Origin of the sequence: Kribbella deserti, from assembly GCF_042434725.1 — a bacterium.
Lineage (GTDB): Bacteria > Actinomycetota > Actinomycetes > Propionibacteriales > Kribbellaceae > Kribbella > Kribbella deserti.
The window spans coordinates 1-21,775 of the sequence record NZ_JBHLTC010000021.1 but is presented as its reverse complement, the minus strand read 5'-3'; the positions used below and the strand labels follow the sequence as shown (position 1 = coordinate 21,775).

Genomic DNA, 21,775 nt, shown 5'->3' with positions numbered 1-21,775 from the left:
CGCCCCGGCCACCGGGAGCCGACGATGATCTCAGACTCACGTCGCGAGCTTGGCCAGGTTCGACGTGGACAGTATTCCGGCATCAAACACCACGATCGTGTCGCGACGTCATGCCGTTCAGCGAACTGCTTGACGATGCGGATGATCGTGGCGCGCCCAGCCTGGTCGCCCTCATAGCAGCCGAGCTCAAGCGGGAACCCGGCCCGGTCGACCAGGAGACCGACCACATCTGCAGCTCGACACGGGGCGCTTTGGAATACCCACCTTCCGCAGGGCGCCTTCCTCGGGTGCATTCCTGCGACGCGCCACGGCGACAACTGCCGCCAAATCGGCATCCGTACGAGCTGATCTATGGGGTGGCGTCCAGAAGCGGACGCCACCCCATATCGCCTGCTCGCGACCGGTCCTCACGCCATACTGACCCGCTAGGCGAGGATCAGAAGTAGCCGGTCACGGTATTCGTCGTGGCGTACCACCAGTACCCAGGCCCGAAGGAGTCTGTATACTGCACGGTGCAGTAGAGGCGATCCTGCCCATACTTGTTGGTATCGAAGAGGCCACCCTTTGGCTGGGTGAAGCTTGCCTTCACCAAGATTCCATTGTCGTGAGCGGTGAGCGGCATCGCGCTGTGTTTCGTGTGTTTGCTCTCGAAGAGGCGCCCGTTGTTGCCGTAGCACCAGGCGGTGACTAGTCCACCCCCGTCAATTCGCTGCTGCGCCTCCAGGTTGCTCCCCACGGTCACGTAGACGTCATAGGAGAACTTGACATTGGTGGTCGGTGGACTTGTCCGGTTATCGGTGGTGATCGTCACTCCCGCGCCTGCCCAGATTTCACTGACCACGGCATTGGCCGGAGCATTGCCGACCAGCCCTAGCAGGGCCAAGCTCGCTCCAACAACCATCACCATCCGGGCGAGGGGTCGGGCCAAGTAGTTCAACTTCCTCACTGCTTCTTCTCCTTCGATAGTCAGCGCTATGCGCTGAGAAATGGAGCGCCGTAGGTCCGCACGCCCCGAGCGAAAGGTCCCTTGCTGTTTCGTCGACCCACGGAGCCAACTCAGCCGCAGCAGGCTGACTGCCCCGTGGCCTCGACTGTTTTGACCGCAGTCGCCAATCCACCGCTTAGGCCTGTCGCCAATCCACGCCCGACGGTCTGGCTCCGCGCAGATTCGTCACCGGCACGCTTAGACGAGCAGACACCGGTCTTCGGCAGGTTCAACTGGACATCGCGAGCAGCCTCCCAATCGCCCGCCAGCGCCGCGGCCACGGAGCGAGCTTGCTCGTAGCCTGTCGCCAGCAGGAACGTCGGGGCCCTGCCATAGGCCTTGGCGCCTACCGCGTAGTACCCCGGCTCGGGGTGACTGAGCTCATCGACGCCATGCGGCGGGACGGTGCCACAGGAGTGCTTGTTCGGGTCGATCAACGGCGCCAGCGCGCGGGTGGAACCCAGAATCGGGTCAAGGTCCAGACGCAGCTCCGAGACCATGTCATGGTCGGGCCGGAAGCCGGTCGACTTCACCACCGTGTCCACGATCACCTGTCGATCTGCTGCCGATAACACGACGCGTCCGTCACCGGTTCTGTGGACAGACTCGATCCGGAAGCTGCTGACCAATTTGATCCGCCCGGACTGGACCAGATCCTTCAAGCGGGATCCAAGGGCACCGCGCGCGGGGAGACCGTCGCCCGCACCGCCGCCGTAGGTCCTGGCCTGGTCTGTGCCACGCACGACCCAAACCACCTCCGTACCCGGAACCTGCTCGGCCAGCCGCCCCAGGTCCAGCAGCGTTGTGGCAGCCGAGTGCCCCGCGCCGACCACGGCGTTACGTCGACCTGCAAACCTGCTCCGCTCCCTGCCGAGCACATCGGGCAATGGGGATGAGACTTGACTGGCGATCTCGCTCTCCCCGCGGGCGGGGATACCAAAGGCGCCGAGCACGTTCGGCTTGCGCCAGGTCCCGGCGGCGTCGATCACCGCGCCGGCGAGAATCTCGCTGCCGTCAGCGAGCCTGACCAGGAACGGCGCGTCCGCCCGCCCCGCCGTGCGGATCCGGTCGAACCCGAGACGAGTCACGGCGACGACTTCTGCGCCGTACTGGATGCGGTCTGCGAGCTCCGGGACCTTGGCCAGCGGGCCGAGATAGGAGTCGATCAGATCTCCACCAGTCGGCAGCGCGTCCAAGTCGGGAGCAATCCAGCCAGACCGCTTCAGCAGCCGTTGCGCCGCGAGATCCGTGGCATAGCGCCACGGGCTGAACAACCTCACGTGCCGCCACTCCTCGATCGCGGCCGCGACGCTCGGCCCCGCCTCCATGATGACGAACTCCAGGCCGCGCTCGGCTAGGTGCGCTGCCGCGGCCAGGCCGACGGGGCCGCCGCCGATCACGACGACCGGGTACTTTTCCGAGACGTAGTTCATTGGTCCTCCAGGCTTCGACCATGTTGATTCGATCTTCATCAATATAGACGGGCATCGAATCAAGAGGACGCACAACTCGGAGAGATCAGTTCAAGAATCGGCCGCCTCGAGTCCACCCGCGCCGACCGCAGTCCGACCATGATCGTCCTTGATTGGTGATTCGACAGCTGTCAAGATAGATCCATGTCGAAACAGCCACGCGCGATGCGCCATAGTGGAGGAGAGGCCATGCCCCTGCCAGTCGCCAGCCTCGATTCGGCTACCGCCGCCGAGGGGGCGATTCTATTCAGAGCGCTTGCGGATCCAATCCGCCTGAGACTGTTGTCGATCATCGCCTCGGCCACCACTGAGCTCTGCGTTTGCGATCTCAGCGGCGACTTCGAGGTGAGCGCGCCGACAATCTCGCATCACCTCAAAGTTCTCCGCGAAGCCGGGCTGGTGGAGTTCAATCGCCGCAGCACGTGGGTCTACTACCGGACGGTGCCCGAGCGCCTTCAACGGATCTCGGCCCTGCTCCCGGCGCCCAGTCCAGCCGCCGCTGCCATCCGCTGAGTCAGAGGTAGCGGACGGCAGCGCACCATACTCTTGGTCAGCTACTCCACCAGCCGATGAGTCTGAGGAGCGATTCTGTCCGGCCTCGAGCCTGCTCAATCCTGCTCGGGCTGCCCGCAGCACCGGGTCCTCTGGATCGGCCTTCGCTTCCACGGTGGCGATGATTCTGCGGTACGCATCGGCGGCAGACCGGAATCGCCCGGTCGATGCCTGGAGATAGGCGAGGTTGTTGAGGGTGCGCATGATCACCGGGTGCTCGCGCCCGAACAGAATCGCACTGCAGGTCGAGGGCCTCGTCGTACGTCGCGACCGCTTCGGCGTGGCGTTCGGCCGTTCCGCAACGGCTGCCAGGTTGCCCAGATTGATCGCCACCTCGTGCCGCCGCTGTCAATGTTCGGAGTCGTCTGCACAACGCCAGTGCTCCGGAGTGGGCGGTTTGCAGGCGAGTGCGAGTCGTCGCGGTGTACCGGAGTCGCCATGAAGTCGCCCCAGCTGGTGCGGTGTGGGGCGAGCCGGTCACCGCGGTAGACGTACTGGAGTTGGAATGGCTGGATCGCGGATCCGAGCCGCAGCGATGATCTTGCCCCGGGAGGCGAGATCGAGCACTGCCGCGGCCATCAGGCCGGTGGTCTTCCAGATCTTCTTCAAGGTCGCCTGGGGCCGGGTGTGCCGGGAAGATGCTGCGAGACTAACTTCACTGCCCGGGCGGCGGATGCAGCGGCCACCGGGTCGCCGCCACCGTTTCCGCTGCTGGGCTGGTCATGTGAGTTCGCGCTCGAACAGGCGGCGCCGCTCGGTCGGGCCGGCGCACGCTGCCTGCTGCAGCGTGGCCTGGTTGATCGACTCGTCACCGGTGGCGATAGCGACCGTCGCGGCTTCGGTGAGCAGCATGGCGAGCTCGCCGATCGTGCCCTCACAGCGGGTCAGCAGGTATGACGTCATCTTCGTAGTGACGATCGGCGACGGACGGCGCAGCGGGTACGACGCAGCCAAGCTGGCCATCAGCGAGCACGCGTCGCCGGTCGGCTCCCACCGCGAGAGCGTCAGCGGCGCGAACCGGTTCTCCCGCTGGACGACCACCACAACCCCGAGAAGTTTCGCTGACCACGGTAGGAGTTGGTCCTCCGGACCGGCAGCGCTGTCTCGACGGCACCGACCAACACGACAGCGACTCGTCACACTCGAGACCATCCGAACCGACGAAACGCGGCCCGAAGTCCGCAACGGGCGCCGTACGACCCAGCGCCAGAAAACCACCAACGCAGCAACCCCACCCAAGACCAACCCGCCAACACGAACTGGCTCAGATTAGTGAGAGAAGTCAGTGAATGGATCAGACTCGGCGAGAATGGCTCAGATCAACTGAGAGGGGACATGCCCATTGTGCAAGGAGCCTCGAAGGGGCTAGCAGCTGACATAAGAACTGTTCTCGCCAGTAGATGCGAGCCAGGGATCGCACTTCGACCAGTCCCCTCAACACCATTGTCCTGCGAGGCGATTGCAGAGGTCGTATTTGTTGTTCCAATGCAGCACTTGAGTCGCATAGCCCTCGCCCGCGACCGCGTCCGGGCCGGAATGAGGGTCAGGGCTTTGCCGCGAGTAGCTCAGTTACCTTCGATGAGGCGGCGATGTGCTGGGCCAGCTCAGGCGAGATCAGGTCGGCCAGCTCCGCCAGTTGCTGTTGAGTCTTGACGAGGTCCCAGGTGAGCAGTGGCTCGTGGTGGGCGACGCGGTTCCGAAGCTCGTGCAGGTCGCCCATCCGGACGTCGACGTCGGGGCGACTCGTGCCTGCTGCGAACGCATGGTGCAGGTACGGGCGCCAGAGCGACACCTCATGAGCGGCCGAACTCAGATAGCGCCAGAAGCCGAACATCAGCTGGGCGACGATCTTTCCAGGCGGGGCGTTCGTTCCGCCTGCCTCGCCGATAGCACGTTCAAGCGTCTGCCGCGGCTTTTGATTCACATCGACACGGCGGGGGACGCGGCGCCCCGCGCTTGGGTCGTAGACCCGCTTCGTCCTGTATACCGGTGCGAAGACCTGGTGGGGATTCGTGGTCCAGTGCGAGGTGAAGTGCGCATGCTGGGTGAGCGCCGCGTCGTAGGCGTTCCGGATCCCGACCTCGAGGTGTGCCAGGTCGTGCAGGACGGCAGAGCTGATCTGGGTATTCCACTCATACAGATCCAGCGAGCGCTGGCGGTCACCGAGGGCGGCCGCCAGGTATACCGAGAAGCGTGGTGCGCTGAGCCACGCTTCGACCCAGGCGCCAGGGTGGGGAGTTGTCACTTGTTAACCTGTCCCGTATTCTAGATATCGAAAAGCCCCGGAGGACCTCTGACCTTGGTCATGTCGCCGGGGCTAAGCATTTTCCAGGGTACTTTGCCCGGCTGCCAGGTGCCCGGGGTCCAACCGCTCAGGCTGGCGTCGCCGCGCCGCGTTCATCGTCGGTAGGCGCTCCCGCAACAGATTGCACCCAGCCAAGCGCTCCTCCTCGGGCAGATCGCCTCCCAGCGTCATCGGCAATGCCTCCAGGAACTCGGCCACCGTCATGCGTGGCAGTCCGTTGGCCACGTCTTGGCTCTAGATCGTGCCAGGGTGTCGGACGCGAACTACGCGAACATCGCGCGATGCCCGTTCATCCACAACGCGACGGCAACGAACGGCCACGGGTCACCGAGTTGGTAGACCTTCTGGTTCGGCTCCCGTCGCCGGCCCTCGGCGACGAGCTTTCCTGTCTCCCCCGCCATTGCGCTGAGCAGCTGCGGGAATAGCCGGACGAGATCGGGCGCAACCAGAACCGCACCCGGTTCACGGTAGCGGCCGATGACAGGAAAACACCCTTGCTTAGTTGTGGCGATCAGCTCGGTCAGTTTGTCGCGCGCTTCGGTCACCGGGATGACGGTGCCGGAGTCGGCGAACATGAAAGTGCCGCCGAGGTCCATGGGGTAAGCATGGGCCCGACCGTAGCAAGTCGGGGAGGTTTTCCCCAGCATCCCCGACACGCCGCCTCGGATGATGAAGCTTCCTCTGTGCAGCCGGGCCAGGGAAGGTCGTGGCTAATCACCAGACTTGTCCACTGATTAGACATCCTCTGACGTATGGATGCGATTGAGACGGCCCCTGAAGGACTCCGACGCTGGTCTCACCTGGGCGGCGGGCGGACCTGGTGGCAGCCGCGTGGAGGAGCCTCGAAACGAACGTGAGCACGCTCGCCGAAGCCGCACGAGCGACCCGGCAGACGGTCTACACCGATCTGGACTCGGTCGGGATCGACCCGAATGGTGAACGTCCGGAGGCTCAAGAGCCACCGTAGCTCGAACCGTTCAATGCTGAATTACCGCCGAGACCGAGGTAGAGGCGTGGGAGCTGCTGATCGGCATGGTCACCAAGGCAGCCGATCGTGCTGGCATAAAGGGGTTCACGACGCATAACGGGGTTCACGACGGACTACCAGTCGCCGAACCCACCGGTCGACACGATTGATGTCCTCCTTTTCAGCGGGATCAGGCAGTGGCGGTGTTCGCGGTATCACCGGTCGGTACTGCCTGTCGTGCGGGAGGACCATGAATGCCGGTTGTGGGCATCGAGGGCCAGGCCTCTGGCCGAATCGAAGTGGGAGGCGCTGCGGAGTGCGAAGCACTGGCCGGCGGCCCATCATCAGTGGGTTGCGCCTGTTGTTGATGCGCGCCAGGCGATCGCGGCCTGGGTATCAGCGGCCGCAGCGCGTAGCAGTTTGGAGAGTGACCCGGTCCTGGCTGCGTTGTGCAGCGGGGGCTAGACGGGATGCCCGAGGCTCTTCTGATCCCAGCCTGCGACGTCGACGAGGCGAAGCTTGTCGCTACCGATTTGGAAGAGACGTATCGGCACCGACGTGCATTGGCGAGCGAGACCCTCAGCGCTCAACAGTCGTAGCTGGTCTGCCGCCGAGGAACCTAGAACGACTGGTCAATGTCGAGCTGGACCGGCGTTGCCCGGTGGCGGGATCCGAAGATCCCGCCACGCCGGTCTCGGGACTACATGCGACGTCCTCGCCGCTCAGATTCCAGCAGCATGTGCAGGGTCTCACGGTGGTGATCCTGCGCCCGTGGAGGCGCCTTCATCGTGCGAACCACAGCAAAGTGCCGGGTAACCGCAGAAACAGCTGAACCAGTACGTACAGCGTTGCGGCCAGTTCGAGAATCGTGTTGGGCATGCTGGTGCTACATCCTCGAAGCGAAGGCCCGTGATGGTACGGATCGTCTGCCGAGTCAGCGTTCCTTGTTCGTAGGCAGCGAGTGCCAACTCGCGAACCGCGATGAGGCCCTGTCACGGCGGATGTGATCGGCCGCGGTGCTGGATTGGGAGGACTTCCACGGCCGAGCCCAACGCAGTTCGTTATGGGCGAAGGTGAGATCGTCGATGGTGACGGTTTCCACCCACTGCTCTGGGGTGAGTGCCTGGTATGGACGGGGATCGTCGCGCTGGCTGTCGCGGCCGAGGTGCCAGGGGCGCCGCTCGGCGAGCTGGCTTCGATCGGCAGGTTCGGGTCCTGCAACGCGAAGCACTTGACCAGCCGGACAAGGTCGTTGCGTACGACGTCGAGGGGGTTGGTACCGGGACGGACTGGGATCGGGTAGAAGCGGTCGTGGGCGAGGTTGTCTCGCGCGATGAAGACGTGAGTGGCGCTGGCGCCTTGTCCTGTTTTGACCATCCGTGCAAGTTCGTAAGGCGTGGGCATATGAGCTCCCGAGCTGTCTTTGGGTGGTGGCCTGTTAGCCGTCGGCAGCCCATTTGGGGCCTGCCGGCTCCTGCCGGTGCCCGTGCCGACGGAGGCTCGGGATCAAGGAGGTCCCGTAAAACCAGGAACGGTCTCGATGCGGCCCGGACCCGTGGCCGCGTCGGCGGCCGGCCAACCGTCGTGGACGACAACAAGCGTCGGGCGATCCTCGCGCGCCGGGGCCGAGGGGAAAGCCTGCGGGCTATCGCCGCCGACACCAAAATGAGTCTGGCCTTCGTACACCGCGTCCTCAGTCAAGCCGACGCCGTCACCACCGAGATCAACTGAGCCCGGCCTCTTTGGCATCGACGGTTCCGGCAGCAGTCGGTGGAACTGGCCACTTTGCATCAGCGGACGACTCCGGTCGCGATCTGCCTTAGAGCGCGCCTTCGAGGCGCGCGGCGACCTGCCGGTAGCGACTCACCGGGATCAGGTGGACTCCCTGGAAGGCACCGCTGTCGCGGATCTTCAGGACCTGCTCGCATGCCGCCTCGACACCGGCGTCACGATCCCGCTCCACCGCCTCGACCAGCGCGTCGGGGATCGTCAACTGCGGTAGTTTCGCCAGGTCAGCAGCCATCTTGGCACTCGCGAGCACCATCACCCCGGCGTACACCGGGATTTCGAGCGCGACACTGTCCCGCCAGCGAAGTAGCGCGTCGAGGTCGTAGCTGACCTGGACGAAGAGGAAGTCGGCCTCAGACTTCCACGCCGGCACTGCGCGCAGCCGCGTAGTCGCGCCGACCTGGAACGGCTCGATCCCGGGGAAAATGGTCGCGCGGGTCTCCTCGATCATCGTGCGCACAGTCAACTGGCTCGTCCGGGCGCCCGCGGTCGGGTCGTCGCCGTGCACGAAGAGGAACTGCTCCACGCCGTACGCCGCCGCCGTCAGCAGGTCCCGCCGGAAGCCGAGCAGGTTGCGATCCCGTGAGTTCAGGCAGGCGATGCCCCGGGCACCCATCGCCTGAACCTCGTTGGCGACGGCGACGCTCGAGACAGTCGCTCGCCCGATGTGGTTGTCCGGGATCAGGAACGCGTCCGCGATCGGGCTCATCACCCCGATCTGGTGCCGGACCTTCTTCAGTTCCGGCCGCGTCGGCGGCTCTACCTCACACACCAGTTCGAATCCGTCGGTCATGGACGGGAGCCTAGATGGCGTGCAGAAGGACAGGCGGCAGTGGCCACCTGTCGATATTCCCGGTCGTGAGCGTACGTGCCGAGGCTCGGAGACGGCCGTCCAGCGTCGGGTTCACAACGGCGCGGATCGCGTTGAGGGCCAGGTCGGGCTGCTCGATCTATTGGATCGTCGGAGCGGCGCGGCAGCGAGAACCATGCCGAATGAGCCGAGCTGAGCCACCCGTTGCAGGCGAGTGCGGTCATCCGTGCAGGCGACTTCGAACATTGACAGCCGCCGACCGTAGCAGCGTTGGAGAATCTCGACGGCCGCGCGGAAGCAAGCCTCTGCGGCGATGTGTCACAGCGCTGGCCATAACCGAAGGTGTGCCCGCCGGCCTTCATGGTGAACAAAGGAAACAGCACAGCGCGTTCACCCTCATCTTCATCATCAGCAGTCTGTTCGCGGGCGCGGCCACCATTCTGCTGGGCAAGCGGATGCCCGCCGAAACAGCGTTTGCGACGCGAGCAACTGATGAAAGCGGTGGGTTCTCCGAAGTGTTCGGAGAACCCACCGCCGATGAATGATCCTGCAATCGCCTTCAGCGTGTCCAAAGTCGGCGGTACGGCAACAGCCGACATCCGCGCCCGTTCTGCTGACGACCGTGAACTTATTTAGTCTTGATTTCGATACCGCAAGCGTCCTTCGCGTGCTTCGCGATCGCCTCGCTCGCCTTGCGAACCGCTCCGGTGTCCGCGACGATCTCAGCGGCCTTCGCCTGGTCGTCCCGCGCATCGTAGAGCTTTTGCATGTATCCGCTCAGCTTGTCCCACTCCTTCTGCTGAGCGGTCGGCGCTCCTTCCCGCACGGTCTTGATCCTGGCGATGAGGCCAGGCATATCACCGTCGGCAGAGTCCGCGGCATCGAACTCCTTGACCAGGGTGCAGTAGTCCTTGCCGGTCTTGTTGTCACTGTTCCCGGTCTCGGAACAGGCAGCTACCGCCCCTAGGCAGATCGTCGCCGCGGTGACGATGCCGAAGGCCCTGGTCCAATGCATTTTCCCTACTTTCTGTCTGTGTGGGCGCCGGAGACCAAATTCATGTCGGCGGCCCGGACAACGTGACAGACGGTCCTGAATTCCGGCTGAAGGCGGCAGCGGCGATCGCCGGCACCGGAGGCGGTCAGCGAACCAAGTGGTTGGCGTTGGCGTCCATCACCTGCTGCAGCAGTGGCGAACTGCCGAACACATTCTGAGAGCTCGAAGTGGTCGCAACGCTCTGGTCTACTGGTCCAGCGACCGGGTAGACGACCGCATCGCCGGGCAGCGGCACCGTGCCGCAGACCACGTCCGCGTTCGGCAGTTCACCGTTGAACAGGAAGCTGTCACCTACATCCTGAATGCAGGAAGCCGGTACGCCGAAGTACAGCGAATGATGTCCCTCGTCGTCTACGGCGACGAATCTGCTGTGCGGGCTGATCGCGCGGTGCGTCCGGAGCCCGCCTTCGTAGGCCGTAGCGGGGTCCAGCTCACTTTGCAGCATGAGCACCTGCGGGGCATTCTGCAGATCGGCGACGCGATCCTGCGGTTCGTGGTTCCAGAATGCGCACATGGGAACACCGTTGAGATAGCCGGCGAACGGATATGCCGACGTCATGCGATCTGCCTCATCGAGGTAGTACTGCACGTTCTTCGACCACCGCGAGTCATTGCATCGCACGGTCATTCCGAAGGAGCCGAGATTGATCTGCTGGCTTGGAGCGACCGCCTTCGCAGCCTGTTCCCGAGCCTTGGTGAGAAGGGTGTTCCGAGTAGTCAGCTGACTGGCCGCTGCGGTTTCGGCGTTCACCGGTACGACGCCATAGCGGGCACGGATCGCCGACAGGCTGTCATAGCGCTGCAGCGTCCGGCCGATGCGCGACCAGGCGTTGTCGACGTGGATCAGTGCGACCTTGCCGGTGGTGCCCGGCCCCTTGACGTACTCGTCATGAACCAGAATGTCGATGGCGGCACGCACAAAGCGGACGTTGCCGTAGGTATCGCCGTAGATCATCATGTCCAGGCTGTCGCCACGGACCGAACTGGTGCCTGCATCAACCATCTGCACTAGCCGAGCCCGGATCGTTTCGTACTTCGCCGACACCTCGGCCGGCGTGGCGCCCAAGCCCTCGATGTCATCCGCATGACGAGCGAGCCACGGCAGCAACTGGCTGTCCCGGCGACGCTGCCCGGACATCGGGTCCATCGACATGTTCTCCCAGTGGGTATGGGTCCAGTCCATGTTCGAGTCGAGAATGAAACGGCCGACCTTGGTGGGATACGTGTCGGCGTACCAGCCACCGAGCCAGGTCCCATAGCTGACTCCGATGAAGCTGAGCTTCGGTTTGGCGACGAGCGCTCGCAGGAACTCCATGTCGTACACAGTCTGCTGGCTGGACACGAACTGGCCGAACTCCGTCGCCGCGCATGCCTCGGCCAATAGCTCCGCCTCAGCGACCTCAGCCAGATGGGTCTGCTGGTCGCGTCGCTTGTAGTCGGCGGTGACTGGCAGGTTGTTGAGTTTCTCCGCCGTCGTGAGGCACCTGAGCCGCTCGCTACCCCCAAAACCGCGCGGATCGAAGCCTACGAGATCGAAGTCGTGGAACATCTGTGGCTTGTACGACGCGAGATAGGCAGGCATGAACACGCCGGCGCTGCCAGGCCCGCCCGGATTCGCGGTCAGCAGCCCCTTCGAGGCGCCGAGAGCCTGGCTGTGGGCGATCGACAGCCTGATGTCGGAGTGCGCATCCGGGTTGTGCCAGTCCATCGGCACCTTCACCGTCGCGCACATCGTTGTCGGGGCCTGTGGGTAGGTTTGCTTGACGTCCCCATCAAAGGCACAGACAGACCAGGTGATCGGCTGATCGAGGTACCGCTGCAAGATGCCCGGCGGCGCCGGATCCGCATCCACCGTCATGACCGCTGAGCGATCGTGCGGACTCGTGGGTGCAGCCGTCGCTGCCCCGGTTGGGACGATGAAGGCAAAGGCGAGCGCCCCGATGATCGCGGCTCGTGACCGACGAATCAATGTCTTATCTCCTTATACGTAACCGATTTCTGCCTGGGCCATCCCACCCGGGACAATTGCGGGAGCCTGACGTCGAACTGAAACCGACACACCGAGCAGGGAGCAGTACACGTCAGCGCCCTCGGTCCTCATTCCAGGGATGACCTTGGTAGTAGTGCGAATTCCGGCCTCACAAGGCCCTAACGCCCCCATCGGAAGACAAGGCTCGACCAGGTCTCACCGAGCCCACCACCGAACGTGGCGACAACGGCCCCTTCTGGGATCGATTCCTCGCGCTCACCTAAGGCAAGGACGTACGGCACACAGGCGCTGCTCATGTTTCCCGCCGAGGAGAACGTGGTGACCGTTCGGGCCAGCTCCAGCCCGGAATGCCGCCGAGTCACTTCAGCGAGCCAGGCGGTGCCTTGATGCGAGGCATAGAAGTCGACGTCCGATGGCAGGAGGCCGGCTTCTGCCAGCGCCCGGTGGATCGCATCACGTGCTCGGTCCACGAGACTGAGCAGCATCGCACCTGTGTGCGCACGATTTGCGGGATATGTCGTGATCGCGCCGTCTTCCCACCACGGTTTTCCGGGGACACCGAGGACTAGCGCGTCACTGTTCGCACTGTCCACGTCGTGAGTGGCCGCGAGCAATCCGCGGCCCGCGGATACAGGCCCGAAGACCGCTGCGGCCGCACCATCGCCCCACCAGGCCGAGTCGGGCTGCTCCGCATCGAGCAGACGAGTGATCGCCGATGAGTGGATGGAGAGCACATGCCGTGCGGCACCACTCAGGATCATTGAGCGGGCCAGCGTCGCGTGCATCGCGAACCCATTGGACGCCGCTTGGGTTGACAGCGCCACACAATCCCGACGCAATCCCAGCACGCCATGCGTCACCGCGGCCTGATTGACCATCAATTGGTCAGGCACAGGCGTCTGCACCAAGACGGCATCGATCGAGTCGAGGGTGACATCTGCTCGCATAATGGCCTCCCGAGCGGCGGCGGTCTCCATGTCTACCGCCGACATATCTGAAGGCATGATCCGTCTCTCGCGCGCTCCGCGAAAGGGATCGTCGGCATACGCCTCGAAGGCCTCAAGGGTCCTGCGGGCGCCCGCCGACAACGACGTCGGTGCTTCCGGATTCGTACCGCGGTGTGCCGAACGATCCTGCCATCGATCCACCGTTGCCTGTGGCCACCAGTCATTCGTACGGATCTCGGGAGGAAGAAAATACCCCATGCCGAGAACTCCGACTGCGCCCATGCCATCTTCCCCTTGATCTTCTATCGCGAGCCGGTGTCCATCCGAACCCGCTGCGGTGCGGTCTCCGATGCTTTCAGGAGACCGGCATTACGGCCGGCCGTCGGAGCAGGCACCCGTGGGTCGATTCGCACGTCCACAACGGCCGGTCCGTCGGCCCTGATGGCCCATTCGAGGGCCGGCACTAGTTCGGCTACGTCACTCACTGCGAGGCCACTCGCCCCCAGCGCACGCGCTAGGCCGGCGAAGTCGGTTCGAGGAATCGAGCAATCGACTTGTTCCAGGCCCAACACCGCGGCGCCCTGCTCACACATGTTGTATCGGGAATCGTTGAGCACGATCCAGATGGCGGGTGCCCGGCGGTGTACGGCGGTGCTCACCTCACTGGTCATCAGCATCGAGCCGTCGCCGACCAGTGCTGCCACTTTCTGGGAGGTGGCGATCGCCACTCCGACCACTCCGGCGGTGAAGTGTCCCATCGCACCGACCATTCCTGCGGGGGCTCGCCATCCGGCCGCACGATCAATCCGCAACCGGTTGATAGCCCAGGCCAGACCATTACCGGTCTCAGCCATGACAGGAATCCCATGATCGACAAGAACGGCTTGGACGGCATCCATCAAGGTTCGAGGGTCGATCAACTCGTCTGTCGCCGTGATCGGCCGACGGTCGAACGGCGAAACGCCTGCACCGGCGAGCGACCCCTCTGGCGCACCGTCAAGGAGATCCGCCAGCTCCTCACAGAATGGACCGATGTCTGCCACGACAGGCACCGTTTCCACGGCAGGGTACGCACGTCGATGCTTGTCACTATCTAGGTCGACGTGGATGAACGCTACCCCCGGCTCATACGAGCGGTTGTAGCCGGAGGCGAAGTCACCCAGGCCTGAGCCCAGCACGAGAATGTAATCCGGGCGGTTGCTCTCGAGGTAAGCGACAGCTGACAGATGGCCTGCGAATCCGGTGACGCCGATATAGGTTTCATCCGATTCTGCGATGACTCCCTTGCCGCGTGGCGTCGCCATCGTCGGGACGCCCGCCGTGGAGGCGAGTCTCCGGATCGCATCGGTGCTTCCACGGGCGCCGCCTCCAACCCAGATCAGCCAGGAACTATCCCGAAGCCGTTCGTAGACCTCCTCGGCATGGCTGATTGACGAGGCTCGTGTAAAGACGCCGTTTTGCTGAGCTGAGGCAGCTGCGTGAGGTGAGTCCAGCCGAAAGGCGCTAGCTTGCGGCGGCAAAACCTGTCGTTGAGAAGACAAAGACAGGCTTATGTGCGCTACCAATCCAGTAGGTTTTCTGGCCGCGTCATTCAGACCGGACAAGACTTCGGGAAGCTGATCCGCAGCCGACACGACCGCCGCGTAGTCGAACCACGGCCCTTCGGTGAAGATCCCACTCTGTGGGAACGTTCGCGGCCCGGTCTCCTGGATGGGCTGACGTCCGTGCATAGCCGCGTCCGTATGCGCACTCACCAGGATCACTCGACCGGCCTCATGCCGCGCTGCGTAGGCTCCCGTCAGTGCGTTGGTGAGTCCCGGCCCGCTCGTGACAAACACGACCACCGGCATCTCGGTCGCAATGCTGGCTTCGCAGGCCGCGAAGGCAGCCCCGCTCTCATGTCGAAAGTGTGTTACGTCGATGCCCGCCGTCGCCAAGGCAGACCAGAAGAAGGAGATCGCACCTCCCGACACGCCGAACGCATACCGCACGCCGAGCAATTTGAGTCCGGCGGCCAGACATTCTGCTCCGGTCTGAGTCATCTATCCATTCGCTTTCGGTCGCGATCGATCGCAGGCAACTTCAGGTCCAGTTGGCGCAAGACTTCGCCGGTGAACTGATCGGTGGTACCGATGCCGCCCAGGTCTGGAGTTGTCACCTCGGTCCGAACGGCGTCGGACAAGCTTTGCTCCAAGGCATCGGCCGGTATATCGAAGCCACAGTGGCGCAAGAGAAGGACCACACACATCAGCACTGCGTACGGGTTCGCGATCCCCAGGCCCGCTATGTCAGGGGCGCTGCCGTGCACTGGCTCGAACAGCGCGAATCCGGTGTCCGGGCTGATGCTCGCGCTGGCCGCGAGCCCCAGACCGCCCATCAGGGCAGCTCCGATGTCGCTGACCACATCACCAAACAAGTTCGAGGTCACTACACCATCGAATTGAGTAGGATTCCGCACCAGGTGGTAACAGAAGGCATCGACATACTGCTCGTTGCCGGCCAAATCAGGAAACTCGCGAAGCTCTCGGCGGAACACATCCTGCCAGAGGCTGCCCGTGTTCGGCACGGCGTTGGATTTGTGAACCAACGTGACGCGTCGGCTGCCTCTTCGCTGCAGATCACTGAGGCTATACCGCAGGAACCGCTCGACGGTCTCCCGCGTATAGACACATTCATCGATCGCCACCTCGGCGATCCCGCCTCGCCGAATGGCTCCGCCCACCCCGGCGTACAAGCCCTGTGTGTTCTCTCGGTACAGGTGGACAGTGCCGCCAGGCAGCACGACAGGTCGATAATTCACGCAAAGGTCCAGCCCCTGCCGCAACCCCAGCAGAATCTCTCGACCGTGGGCCATGTCCGGAATCCGTGGGTCACCCAAGGCTCCCAGCAAGACAGCGTCATAGTTGGCTCTCAGTAGATGAGGCGCGCCATCGGGTAAGCCGACACCGTCGGTAAGCCACCTCTCGGCCCCCCAGTCGAAGACATCCCAGCTGATCCCGGAATCGATCACGCGGCTCGTCCTTCTCAGTACGCGGAGGGCCGAATCGATGACTTCGCTCCCGATGCCATCACCTGGGATCACCGCGAGCTTCATGGCAGGCCCTCGCTCCCGAGCATCGCTTCGACGGAGCTGAGGCGACCGGCCACCGCGGTCGCCGCGACGACGTACGGCGAGGCGAGATAGACGTTGCCCGGCCCTGATCGGCCAGGGAAGTTCCGGTTCTGGGCGCTCACCGTGACTTCACCCTCGCGGGTCGACACCCCGGGCCCGGCATTGATACAGGCGCCGCAAGACGGCGGCAGCACCACCACGCCGGCCTGCTCGAAGAGCTTGATGTATCCCTGCTCCTCGGCGTAGCGCATCACCGCTTCGCTTCCCATCTGGATATAGGCGCGCACGCCTTCGGCCACGCCGAATCCGCTCTCCTGGGCCGTTGAGAAGACGCTCGCGTACATATCCATGTCCGCGGCCTTGCCGCCGGTGCACGACCCCCCGTAGACGGTGTCGACCTGTACGACCTCCTTGACGGTCGAGAGGGGAATGGCGTTTCTCGGATCTCCGGGCAGAGCCACCATCGGCTCCACGGAGTCCAGTGAGATCGTCAGGACGGCGTCGTAGGTCGCGCCCACGTCTCCCTTCCATTGGTCACGGTGATCAGGACGCTTGTCACGTCCAGCGAGGTGGCTATCGGTGACCTCGTCCCGCTCGAACAAGGCGGTCGTTGCGCCGGCCTCCACCGCCATGTTGCACAGCGTCGCTCGCTCGTCCATACCTATCGAAGCGCTGGACGGACCGGAGAAGAGCAGGACCTTACCCAGGGTTTGCTTTCCCTGCATGGCAGGGTGCGCCAGCAGCGTCAGCATCAGGTCCTTGGCGCACACGCCGGGCCGGAGCCGGCCCTGGAGGTCAAGTCTGATCACCGGCGGCACCTTGAGGAGGACCTCGCGGTTGTACCAGGCGTTGGCGATATCGGTGGCACCAACACCGAACGCCAAGGCACCAACCGCCCCGCTGGTACAAGTGTGGCTGTCGGTTCCGATGATGATGTCGCCTGGCCACGCGACGTTCTCCACGATGTAGTTGTGGCAGATCGCCCGGCTGCCGCCCGATGCTGCCGGACCGATGAAGTGCCCGCCGGTCGCCGCCGCGAAGGAGTGCTGCCGGGTGTTAAGCAACTCGACCCGGCTGATCAGCGCCGTCCCGCCAGTACGGCCTGCCAACACCGAGGGGGCCAAAGACAGATGATCCTGGAAGAAGTACGCGGAACTCGCATCCGCTAGGGCTGCATCCGGGCCGAACTCGCGAAGGAACATCTCGGCAGCCATCGGCGTCACGTACTCATGGGAGAATCGCACGTCAACGTCCACGAAGTACGACTCACCGACGTGGACGGTCGCCCCTTCAGGACACCTGTTCCGGGCCGAGAGGCGAGCCTGGATCATCTTCTCCACGGTGTTCAGCGGCCGTGCTTCCCCGAAGGCAACGGCAACCGCAGATTCTTCGGTAGCGGACCGATTGAACCTGAAGAGACCCCCGCTGCTGATGACAGCGCGTTCGACGCTGTTACGTCCCCTGAGGAAGGCGGCGAGCGGGACCTCCTCACCAGCGAGTAGAGCATCCAGCAAATCGAAGTCGTCAGATGTGAGGATGCCGACGTTCCGGCAGTTCGCCTCGTAGATGCGTTCGAAGGATCTGGCGAAGACGACCTCGACACCGGCGTACTTCTCCGCGTACACCGCGTGCTCGCGCGACGATCCACAGCCCTTCGCTTCGCCGCTGACGATGATCTGCGGCGCGAACGTGCGGATGGCTCCCTCCCCGACCGCCTTGCCACGCAAGCCCAGGTAGACGTAGTCCCCCAGACGATCGTCGTAGACGTAGCAGCACCGCCCCGGGATGATCTCGTCCGTGGAGATATTGTCCAGCAGCGGCATTCGGACAAGCTCGTGCACGGTCGCGCCGGCATTCCCAGCAAGCTGCGCGGAGATCAAGGTGGTGTCCGCGGTCATGATCAGGGCACTCCCGCGCAGGCGGATGCCGCGTTTCTGCGGTGTCGTTTCATCAGAGGTTCTCAAGCAACTGCCTAACGTCGTTGTCGTCCATGGGCTGACGCCGAGACTTGGCCACCCTCAGCACCTCCAATACCGCAGCATCATCAGCTTCGAGGCCCCGAGTAGCCAGCCAGTAGCGGACGTTGCTGACCCCCGCGGAGGCGTCGATCACAATCTCCTGCTCGCGTCCCAGAAATCTGGCCGGGACGCTCGAGTAGACCAGGTCTTTTATCTCGGCATCCTCCTTCTCGTGTGCCTTGAGAATCGCCGCGGCGTGGACGCCGGCACTCGTCTTGAAGACATCCCGCCCCATCGCCGGATAGTTGGGCGGTATCTCGATGGCCAGCGAAGCTGACACATAGTCGCAGTAGGCACTCAGCGCCATTAGGTCGTAATCCGTCGCGGCATCGTCTAACCAGGTGTTCAAGATCAACTGGTCGATCGAGGCGTTGCCTGCCCGCTCCCCAACACCTAGGACCGTTCCATGCACACGATCGCAACCAGTTGCTAGAGCGACGAGTGAGTTGGCCAGCGCAAGGCCACGATCGTTGTGGCCGTGCCAGTCCAGCGCCACCACATGCTCCCGGGTCGCGAAGTACTCTGCCGTCCAGCGAATCAAGGCGGCGGTTCCGCTCGGGACCGCCGCACCGACTGTGTCGCACAGGGCCAGGCGTCTGACACCAACATCGAGCGCGGTGTCGTACAGCGCCGCCAGAACCTCCGGCGAGCATCGAACCGCGTCCTCGAGCACCAGGACGAAGTCTGCTCCGCCGCGCTGGCACTCCTCGCCCGCCGCGCGAATGCTTCGGACGAGGAAGTTCGTATCCCAATCCTCCACGTACTGCCTGATCGGACTGACACCGATGAAAACGTACGCCTCAACCGGCGTGCCCACGCGCTGACCGATCTCGCAGATCGCCCGCACATCCGAGGGATGTGTCCGTCCCGCGAACGCCTGTGTGATGGCCGGGTAACCGGCCGCATGACTCGAGAGCTCGAGACACTCGGCCAATGCAGCGGGCCCCGAGCCAGGAAAACCCAAATCGGCTGAGCGGATGCCAGACTGATACATGAGGTCGATGATCTCGAGCTTCTGATCGAGGGTGGGAAGCTGGACGCCGGGCGCTTGAATCCCGTCCCGGAGCGTCTCGTCAAAGAAGGTCCCCGACAATGACCGAGACGTCCTCAGTTCGTTCCAGTCGTACAACACAAGACACCTCGAATCGGAATCAAGAACTGCGCGACGGTCGTCGCCTACCCTCGGGAAGCAGAGGCTCGATCCATCGCTAACTGAGTGGCTGATGAGGCTGATGAGGCTGAGCCGAGGAGCCACTTGAACCTCTAGAGCAAGCCGCACCCCTAATGATGGTGACCGCTCTGATTCTCGGCTGGCTCGCGGCTGAACCACCGCTACTGCTTCGCGGCGTCAAGACGTGCCACTCGCGGTGTTTCCGCCACCGTCCGCGATGCCTATTTCTCCCTGATCGAGTTGCCAGTCACTGGCTCGGGAGTTGGTACAGAGCATTCTCGATCCGGGCCAGGATGCCGACCGCGCCATCCGACCGAACGGCTGGGCCTGGCCTGTGCTGTGGAGGGTGATGATCTCCGACGCCCCCAGAGAAAGGCTCGGCGTTCAGCATGAACTGCTTAGACCCTCGCTGAAGTGTGGCGTGGAGGTCTGGGAACGCACCTGCCTGGCTCAGAGGCGTCGTCTTTCGGCGAGGTGAAACGTGAACTGGCCGCCGCTTTCAGCTCAGCTCAAGGTCTGTTCGGGAGGATCGCGGGACTCTGATCCCACATCACCATGCTCTCACCGCATCATCAGGCGCTACCCCGCTCGCCTGCCCGAATGCGCTTGAAGCGCTGCTACTCCTGGAGAGACGGAACCGACGGTGTTCGGGCGGACAGGGACCTGGGTGTGAAGATGAATTTCCGCGCCGAGATCCGTGCCGGCGAAGTCGAGGCTTTCGGCAAGCTGTTCGATGACTTCGGCCGTAGTGTCTACAACCATGCGTTCCGGCTCACCGGCAATTGGTCGACCGCCGAGGACGTGATGTCACTGACGTTCCTCGAGGCGTGGCGACTTCGCGCCAAGATTGATCCCGAGGGCGAGTCGTTGCGGCCGTGGCTGCTTGGGATCGCGACCAATGTGGCGCGCAACACCACCCGCACGTCTCGTCGGCACGCAGCCATGGTCGCGAGGCTTCCAGCGCCGATCGATCAAGCCGACTTCAGCGACGAGGTCGCCGGCCGGCTCGATGATGCCCAGCAGCTTGCGGCGATCCGGGGCGCGCTTGGCCGATTGCGGCGTCCCGAACAGGAGGTCTTCGCGCTCTGCGTATGGGCCGGCCTAGACTACGCAACCGCGGCAGACGCGCTCGGCATCCCCATCGGCACGGTGCGGTCTCGCCTGTCCCGTGCGCGCAAGAAGCTCTCCAACGCCCTGTCGAACCAGTTACCGGCTGAGCCGGAACCCCCTGACCAGAGCGGACAGGTACTAGGTGATTGCGGAAGTACCGCAGTCCGGCCTTCTCAGGAGATACCACGATGAACGGCAGTCGCCACATTGGCCCCGATCCGGTCCTTCGTGAGCAGCTCGCTCGACTGGCGCCCCCGCCTGCCGAGCGCGATATTCCCGCGGGTCGCCACGACACTGTCAGGGAGCTCCTCATGCAAGAACTCCGCACCACACCCACTGACCAACCACACCAGCCGAAACGGGCAGTGGTGGGGTCAAGACAGCGGGTCAGGTTCGCATACGTTGCCGCCATCGCCGCGACGAGTGCTGTAGCTGTGTCCGTGCTGACCAGCCTCACCAGCAATTCCCCCGCATGGGCCGTTGAAGATGGCCCAGGCGACACGGTCACCGTCCGGATCAACGAATTCCGCGATCCTCAAGGACTCGAACGACGGCTGCACGCGGAAGGCATCCCCGCGATCGTCGACTACATCCCGCCCGGCAAAGCCTGCTCACGCGACGGCCGGACCTGGAACGCGGGTCCCAACGGGAAGCCCAGCGCAGGACGAAACGACACGAAGTTCCAGATCAGAAAAAGCGATATCGGGACCGGCCAAGCACTGAGTATCTTCGCTGTCACAGTCACCGGCCAGCACAAACCGGCATTGTTCACGACCGAAGTGGTCCGGGCCAACACTTCCCGCTGTGAGCTCACCGACGCTACGCTCCCCACCGTCCCGCCTAGCTCCAGCCCAAGCTCGCCCCAGTCATCGAGCAACCCGACAGCCTCATCAAGCCGGTAGACGGCAACATCGGCTGAATTCACCTGCGATGCCGTGCCAACCTATGCGAGGGCCACCGGCTGATGGCACCGCTGATGCCAAAGCTGCAGCGGTGCCCCGCCGACGTCCTGACGCTGTGATGGCCCACCCGGCGACGTATCGAGGCTAGTAGAACACCGTTGATCGGGGACCGTGTGACCCGCCACATAGCTGCCTGGTCCGTCGCGTTGCTGCCGCCGTATCAGTTTGGGCAAAGCAGGGTGAGCATTGCGCCCAACTGAAACGGTGCTGTCGAGAGGGCCGTGAACCGCAGATAGTCAACCTCGATGAGGTCGACAGTCACGGTCTGGGGCTTGGCCTGGTCCGTGATGACCTTCTCATCCGAGTCGGTATTGGTTTCGAGCTTGACCGAGATCGACTGAGCGATGGCACCGAAGACTACGCCGGTCGCTCTGGCATGCATGCAGCCGGCATAGTTCGGTGAGACAACGACCGATGCGTTTGCACCCGACGCGGCGACTGTCAGGAACCGATCCGGGTCTGAACCGTTCAGTGCGATGTTCGCTGCTGTGTTGGAAATGGTTCCTGTCAGTGGTTTGGTGAGTGCTCCGC

22 protein-coding genes are annotated in these 21,775 nt (G+C 63.7%); 5 read left to right on the top strand and 17 right to left on the bottom strand.

The genetic code is table 11. The annotated features are described in order from the left end of the window. Positions 1 to 436: 436 nt before the first annotated feature. Positions 437 to 946 (bottom strand): hypothetical protein, encoded by a 510-nt coding sequence (locus tag ACFFGN_RS18470; RefSeq protein WP_380049147.1) that lies wholly within the window; start codon positions 944 to 946, stop codon positions 437 to 439. A gap of 110 nt (positions 947 to 1,056) precedes the next feature. Beyond that, positions 1,057 to 2,457 (bottom strand): FAD-dependent oxidoreductase, encoded by a 1,401-nt coding sequence (locus ACFFGN_RS18465; protein ID WP_380049171.1) that lies wholly within the window; start codon positions 2,455 to 2,457, stop codon positions 1,057 to 1,059. A gap of 189 nt (positions 2,458 to 2,646) precedes the next feature. On the opposite strand from ACFFGN_RS18465, the gene ACFFGN_RS18460 reads away from it, so the two are divergent. Further along, positions 2,647 to 2,970, top strand: a complete 324-nt coding sequence (locus ACFFGN_RS18460) for an ArsR/SmtB family transcription factor (protein ID WP_380049145.1) — start codon at positions 2,647 to 2,649, stop codon at positions 2,968 to 2,970. Between the two features lie 516 nt (positions 2,971 to 3,486). On the opposite strand, the gene ACFFGN_RS18455 is transcribed toward ACFFGN_RS18460, so the two are convergent. The 6 genes from ACFFGN_RS18455 to ACFFGN_RS18430 all read right to left on the bottom strand — a co-directional run bounded on the left by ACFFGN_RS18455 (position 3,487) and on the right by ACFFGN_RS18430 (position 7,512). Beyond that, positions 3,487 to 3,618, bottom strand: coding sequence for a hypothetical protein (locus ACFFGN_RS18455; protein ID WP_380049143.1), 132 nt, complete (start codon positions 3,616 to 3,618; stop codon positions 3,487 to 3,489). Between the two features lie 111 nt (positions 3,619 to 3,729). Next, complete coding sequence (locus tag ACFFGN_RS18450; RefSeq protein WP_446685205.1) at positions 3,730 to 4,053, bottom strand: hypothetical protein; 324 nt, start codon at positions 4,051 to 4,053, stop codon at positions 3,730 to 3,732. A gap of 499 nt (positions 4,054 to 4,552) precedes the next feature. Next, a complete protein-coding gene (locus ACFFGN_RS18445; protein ID WP_380049141.1) occupies positions 4,553 to 5,254 on the bottom strand; it encodes a hypothetical protein in 702 nt (233 codons plus the stop codon). Positions 5,255 to 5,326: 72 nt separating this feature from the next. Continuing rightward, positions 5,327 to 5,539 carry a hypothetical protein gene (locus tag ACFFGN_RS18440; protein WP_380049139.1) on the bottom strand — a complete coding sequence of 71 codons (213 nt, stop codon included), beginning with the start codon at positions 5,537 to 5,539 and terminating at the stop codon, positions 5,327 to 5,329. Positions 5,540 to 5,577: 38 nt separating this feature from the next. Further along, positions 5,578 to 5,910: a type II toxin-antitoxin system Phd/YefM family antitoxin gene (locus ACFFGN_RS18435; RefSeq protein ID WP_380049137.1), complete on the bottom strand. Its 333-nt coding sequence runs from the start codon at positions 5,908 to 5,910 to the stop codon at positions 5,578 to 5,580. 1,305 nt (positions 5,911 to 7,215) lie between these two features. Then, positions 7,216 to 7,512: a hypothetical protein gene (locus ACFFGN_RS18430; protein WP_380049135.1), complete on the bottom strand. Its 297-nt coding sequence runs from the start codon at positions 7,510 to 7,512 to the stop codon at positions 7,216 to 7,218. A gap of 353 nt (positions 7,513 to 7,865) precedes the next feature. On the opposite strand from ACFFGN_RS18430, the gene ACFFGN_RS18425 reads away from it, so the two are divergent. Next, entirely contained in the window at positions 7,866 to 8,012 is a 147-nt protein-coding gene (locus ACFFGN_RS18425) for a helix-turn-helix domain-containing protein (protein ID WP_380049133.1), read from the top strand. A gap of 88 nt (positions 8,013 to 8,100) precedes the next feature. Here ACFFGN_RS18425 and ACFFGN_RS18420 read toward each other — a convergent pair whose 3' ends face one another. Next, on the bottom strand, positions 8,101 to 8,862 hold the full coding sequence (locus ACFFGN_RS18420) for a methylenetetrahydrofolate reductase (RefSeq protein WP_380049131.1): 762 nt from the start codon (positions 8,860 to 8,862) through the stop codon (positions 8,101 to 8,103). 362 nt (positions 8,863 to 9,224) lie between these two features. On the opposite strand from ACFFGN_RS18420, the gene ACFFGN_RS18415 reads away from it, so the two are divergent. Continuing rightward, positions 9,225 to 9,425, top strand: coding sequence for a hypothetical protein (locus ACFFGN_RS18415; RefSeq protein WP_380049129.1), 201 nt, complete (start codon positions 9,225 to 9,227; stop codon positions 9,423 to 9,425). 83 nt (positions 9,426 to 9,508) lie between these two features. Here the strand turns inward: ACFFGN_RS18415 and ACFFGN_RS18410 are convergent, their stop codons facing one another. From ACFFGN_RS18410 to ACFFGN_RS18380, 7 genes are all read right to left on the bottom strand, one after another. Further along, the gene (locus tag ACFFGN_RS18410) at positions 9,509 to 9,895 is read right to left on the bottom strand and encodes a hypothetical protein (protein ID WP_380049127.1); all 387 of its coding nucleotides are present in this window, start codon (positions 9,893 to 9,895) and stop codon (positions 9,509 to 9,511) included. Positions 9,896 to 10,019: 124 nt separating this feature from the next. Beyond that, the gene (locus ACFFGN_RS18405) at positions 10,020 to 11,792 is read right to left on the bottom strand and encodes an alpha/beta hydrolase (protein WP_380049125.1); all 1,773 of its coding nucleotides are present in this window, start codon (positions 11,790 to 11,792) and stop codon (positions 10,020 to 10,022) included. 290 nt (positions 11,793 to 12,082) lie between these two features. Next, the gene (locus tag ACFFGN_RS18400; RefSeq protein ID WP_380049123.1) at positions 12,083 to 13,153 is read right to left on the bottom strand and encodes a 3-oxoacyl-ACP synthase III family protein; all 1,071 of its coding nucleotides are present in this window, start codon (positions 13,151 to 13,153) and stop codon (positions 12,083 to 12,085) included. A 20-nt stretch (positions 13,154 to 13,173) separates the two neighbouring features. After that, positions 13,174 to 14,913, bottom strand: a complete 1,740-nt coding sequence (locus ACFFGN_RS18395; protein WP_380049121.1) for a thiamine pyrophosphate-dependent enzyme — start codon at positions 14,911 to 14,913, stop codon at positions 13,174 to 13,176. After that, positions 14,910 to 15,965 (bottom strand): isocitrate/isopropylmalate dehydrogenase family protein, encoded by a 1,056-nt coding sequence (locus ACFFGN_RS18390; protein WP_380049119.1) that lies wholly within the window; start codon positions 15,963 to 15,965, stop codon positions 14,910 to 14,912. The genes ACFFGN_RS18395 and ACFFGN_RS18390 overlap by 4 nt, the downstream gene beginning before the upstream one ends. Next, a complete protein-coding gene (locus ACFFGN_RS18385) occupies positions 15,962 to 17,881 on the bottom strand; it encodes an aconitase family protein (RefSeq protein WP_380049117.1) in 1,920 nt (639 codons plus the stop codon). Before ACFFGN_RS18385 ends, ACFFGN_RS18390 begins: the two co-directional genes overlap by 4 nt. 52 nt (positions 17,882 to 17,933) lie before the next feature. Then, a complete protein-coding gene (locus ACFFGN_RS18380) occupies positions 17,934 to 19,130 on the bottom strand; it encodes a LeuA family protein (RefSeq protein WP_380049115.1) in 1,197 nt (398 codons plus the stop codon). Positions 19,131 to 19,847: 717 nt separating this feature from the next. Between ACFFGN_RS18380 and ACFFGN_RS18375 the strand changes: the two genes are divergently transcribed. Then, positions 19,848 to 20,474: an RNA polymerase sigma factor gene (locus ACFFGN_RS18375; RefSeq protein WP_380049169.1), complete on the top strand. Its 627-nt coding sequence runs from the start codon at positions 19,848 to 19,850 to the stop codon at positions 20,472 to 20,474. A 242-nt stretch (positions 20,475 to 20,716) separates the two neighbouring features. Continuing rightward, the gene (locus tag ACFFGN_RS18370; RefSeq protein WP_380049113.1) at positions 20,717 to 21,184 is read left to right on the top strand and encodes a hypothetical protein; all 468 of its coding nucleotides are present in this window, start codon (positions 20,717 to 20,719) and stop codon (positions 21,182 to 21,184) included. 220 nt (positions 21,185 to 21,404) lie between these two features. On the opposite strand, the gene ACFFGN_RS18365 is transcribed toward ACFFGN_RS18370, so the two are convergent. After that, positions 21,405 to 21,775, bottom strand: a 371-nt coding sequence (locus tag ACFFGN_RS18365) for a hypothetical protein (protein ID WP_380049111.1), incomplete at its 5' end; no start/stop codon positions are given.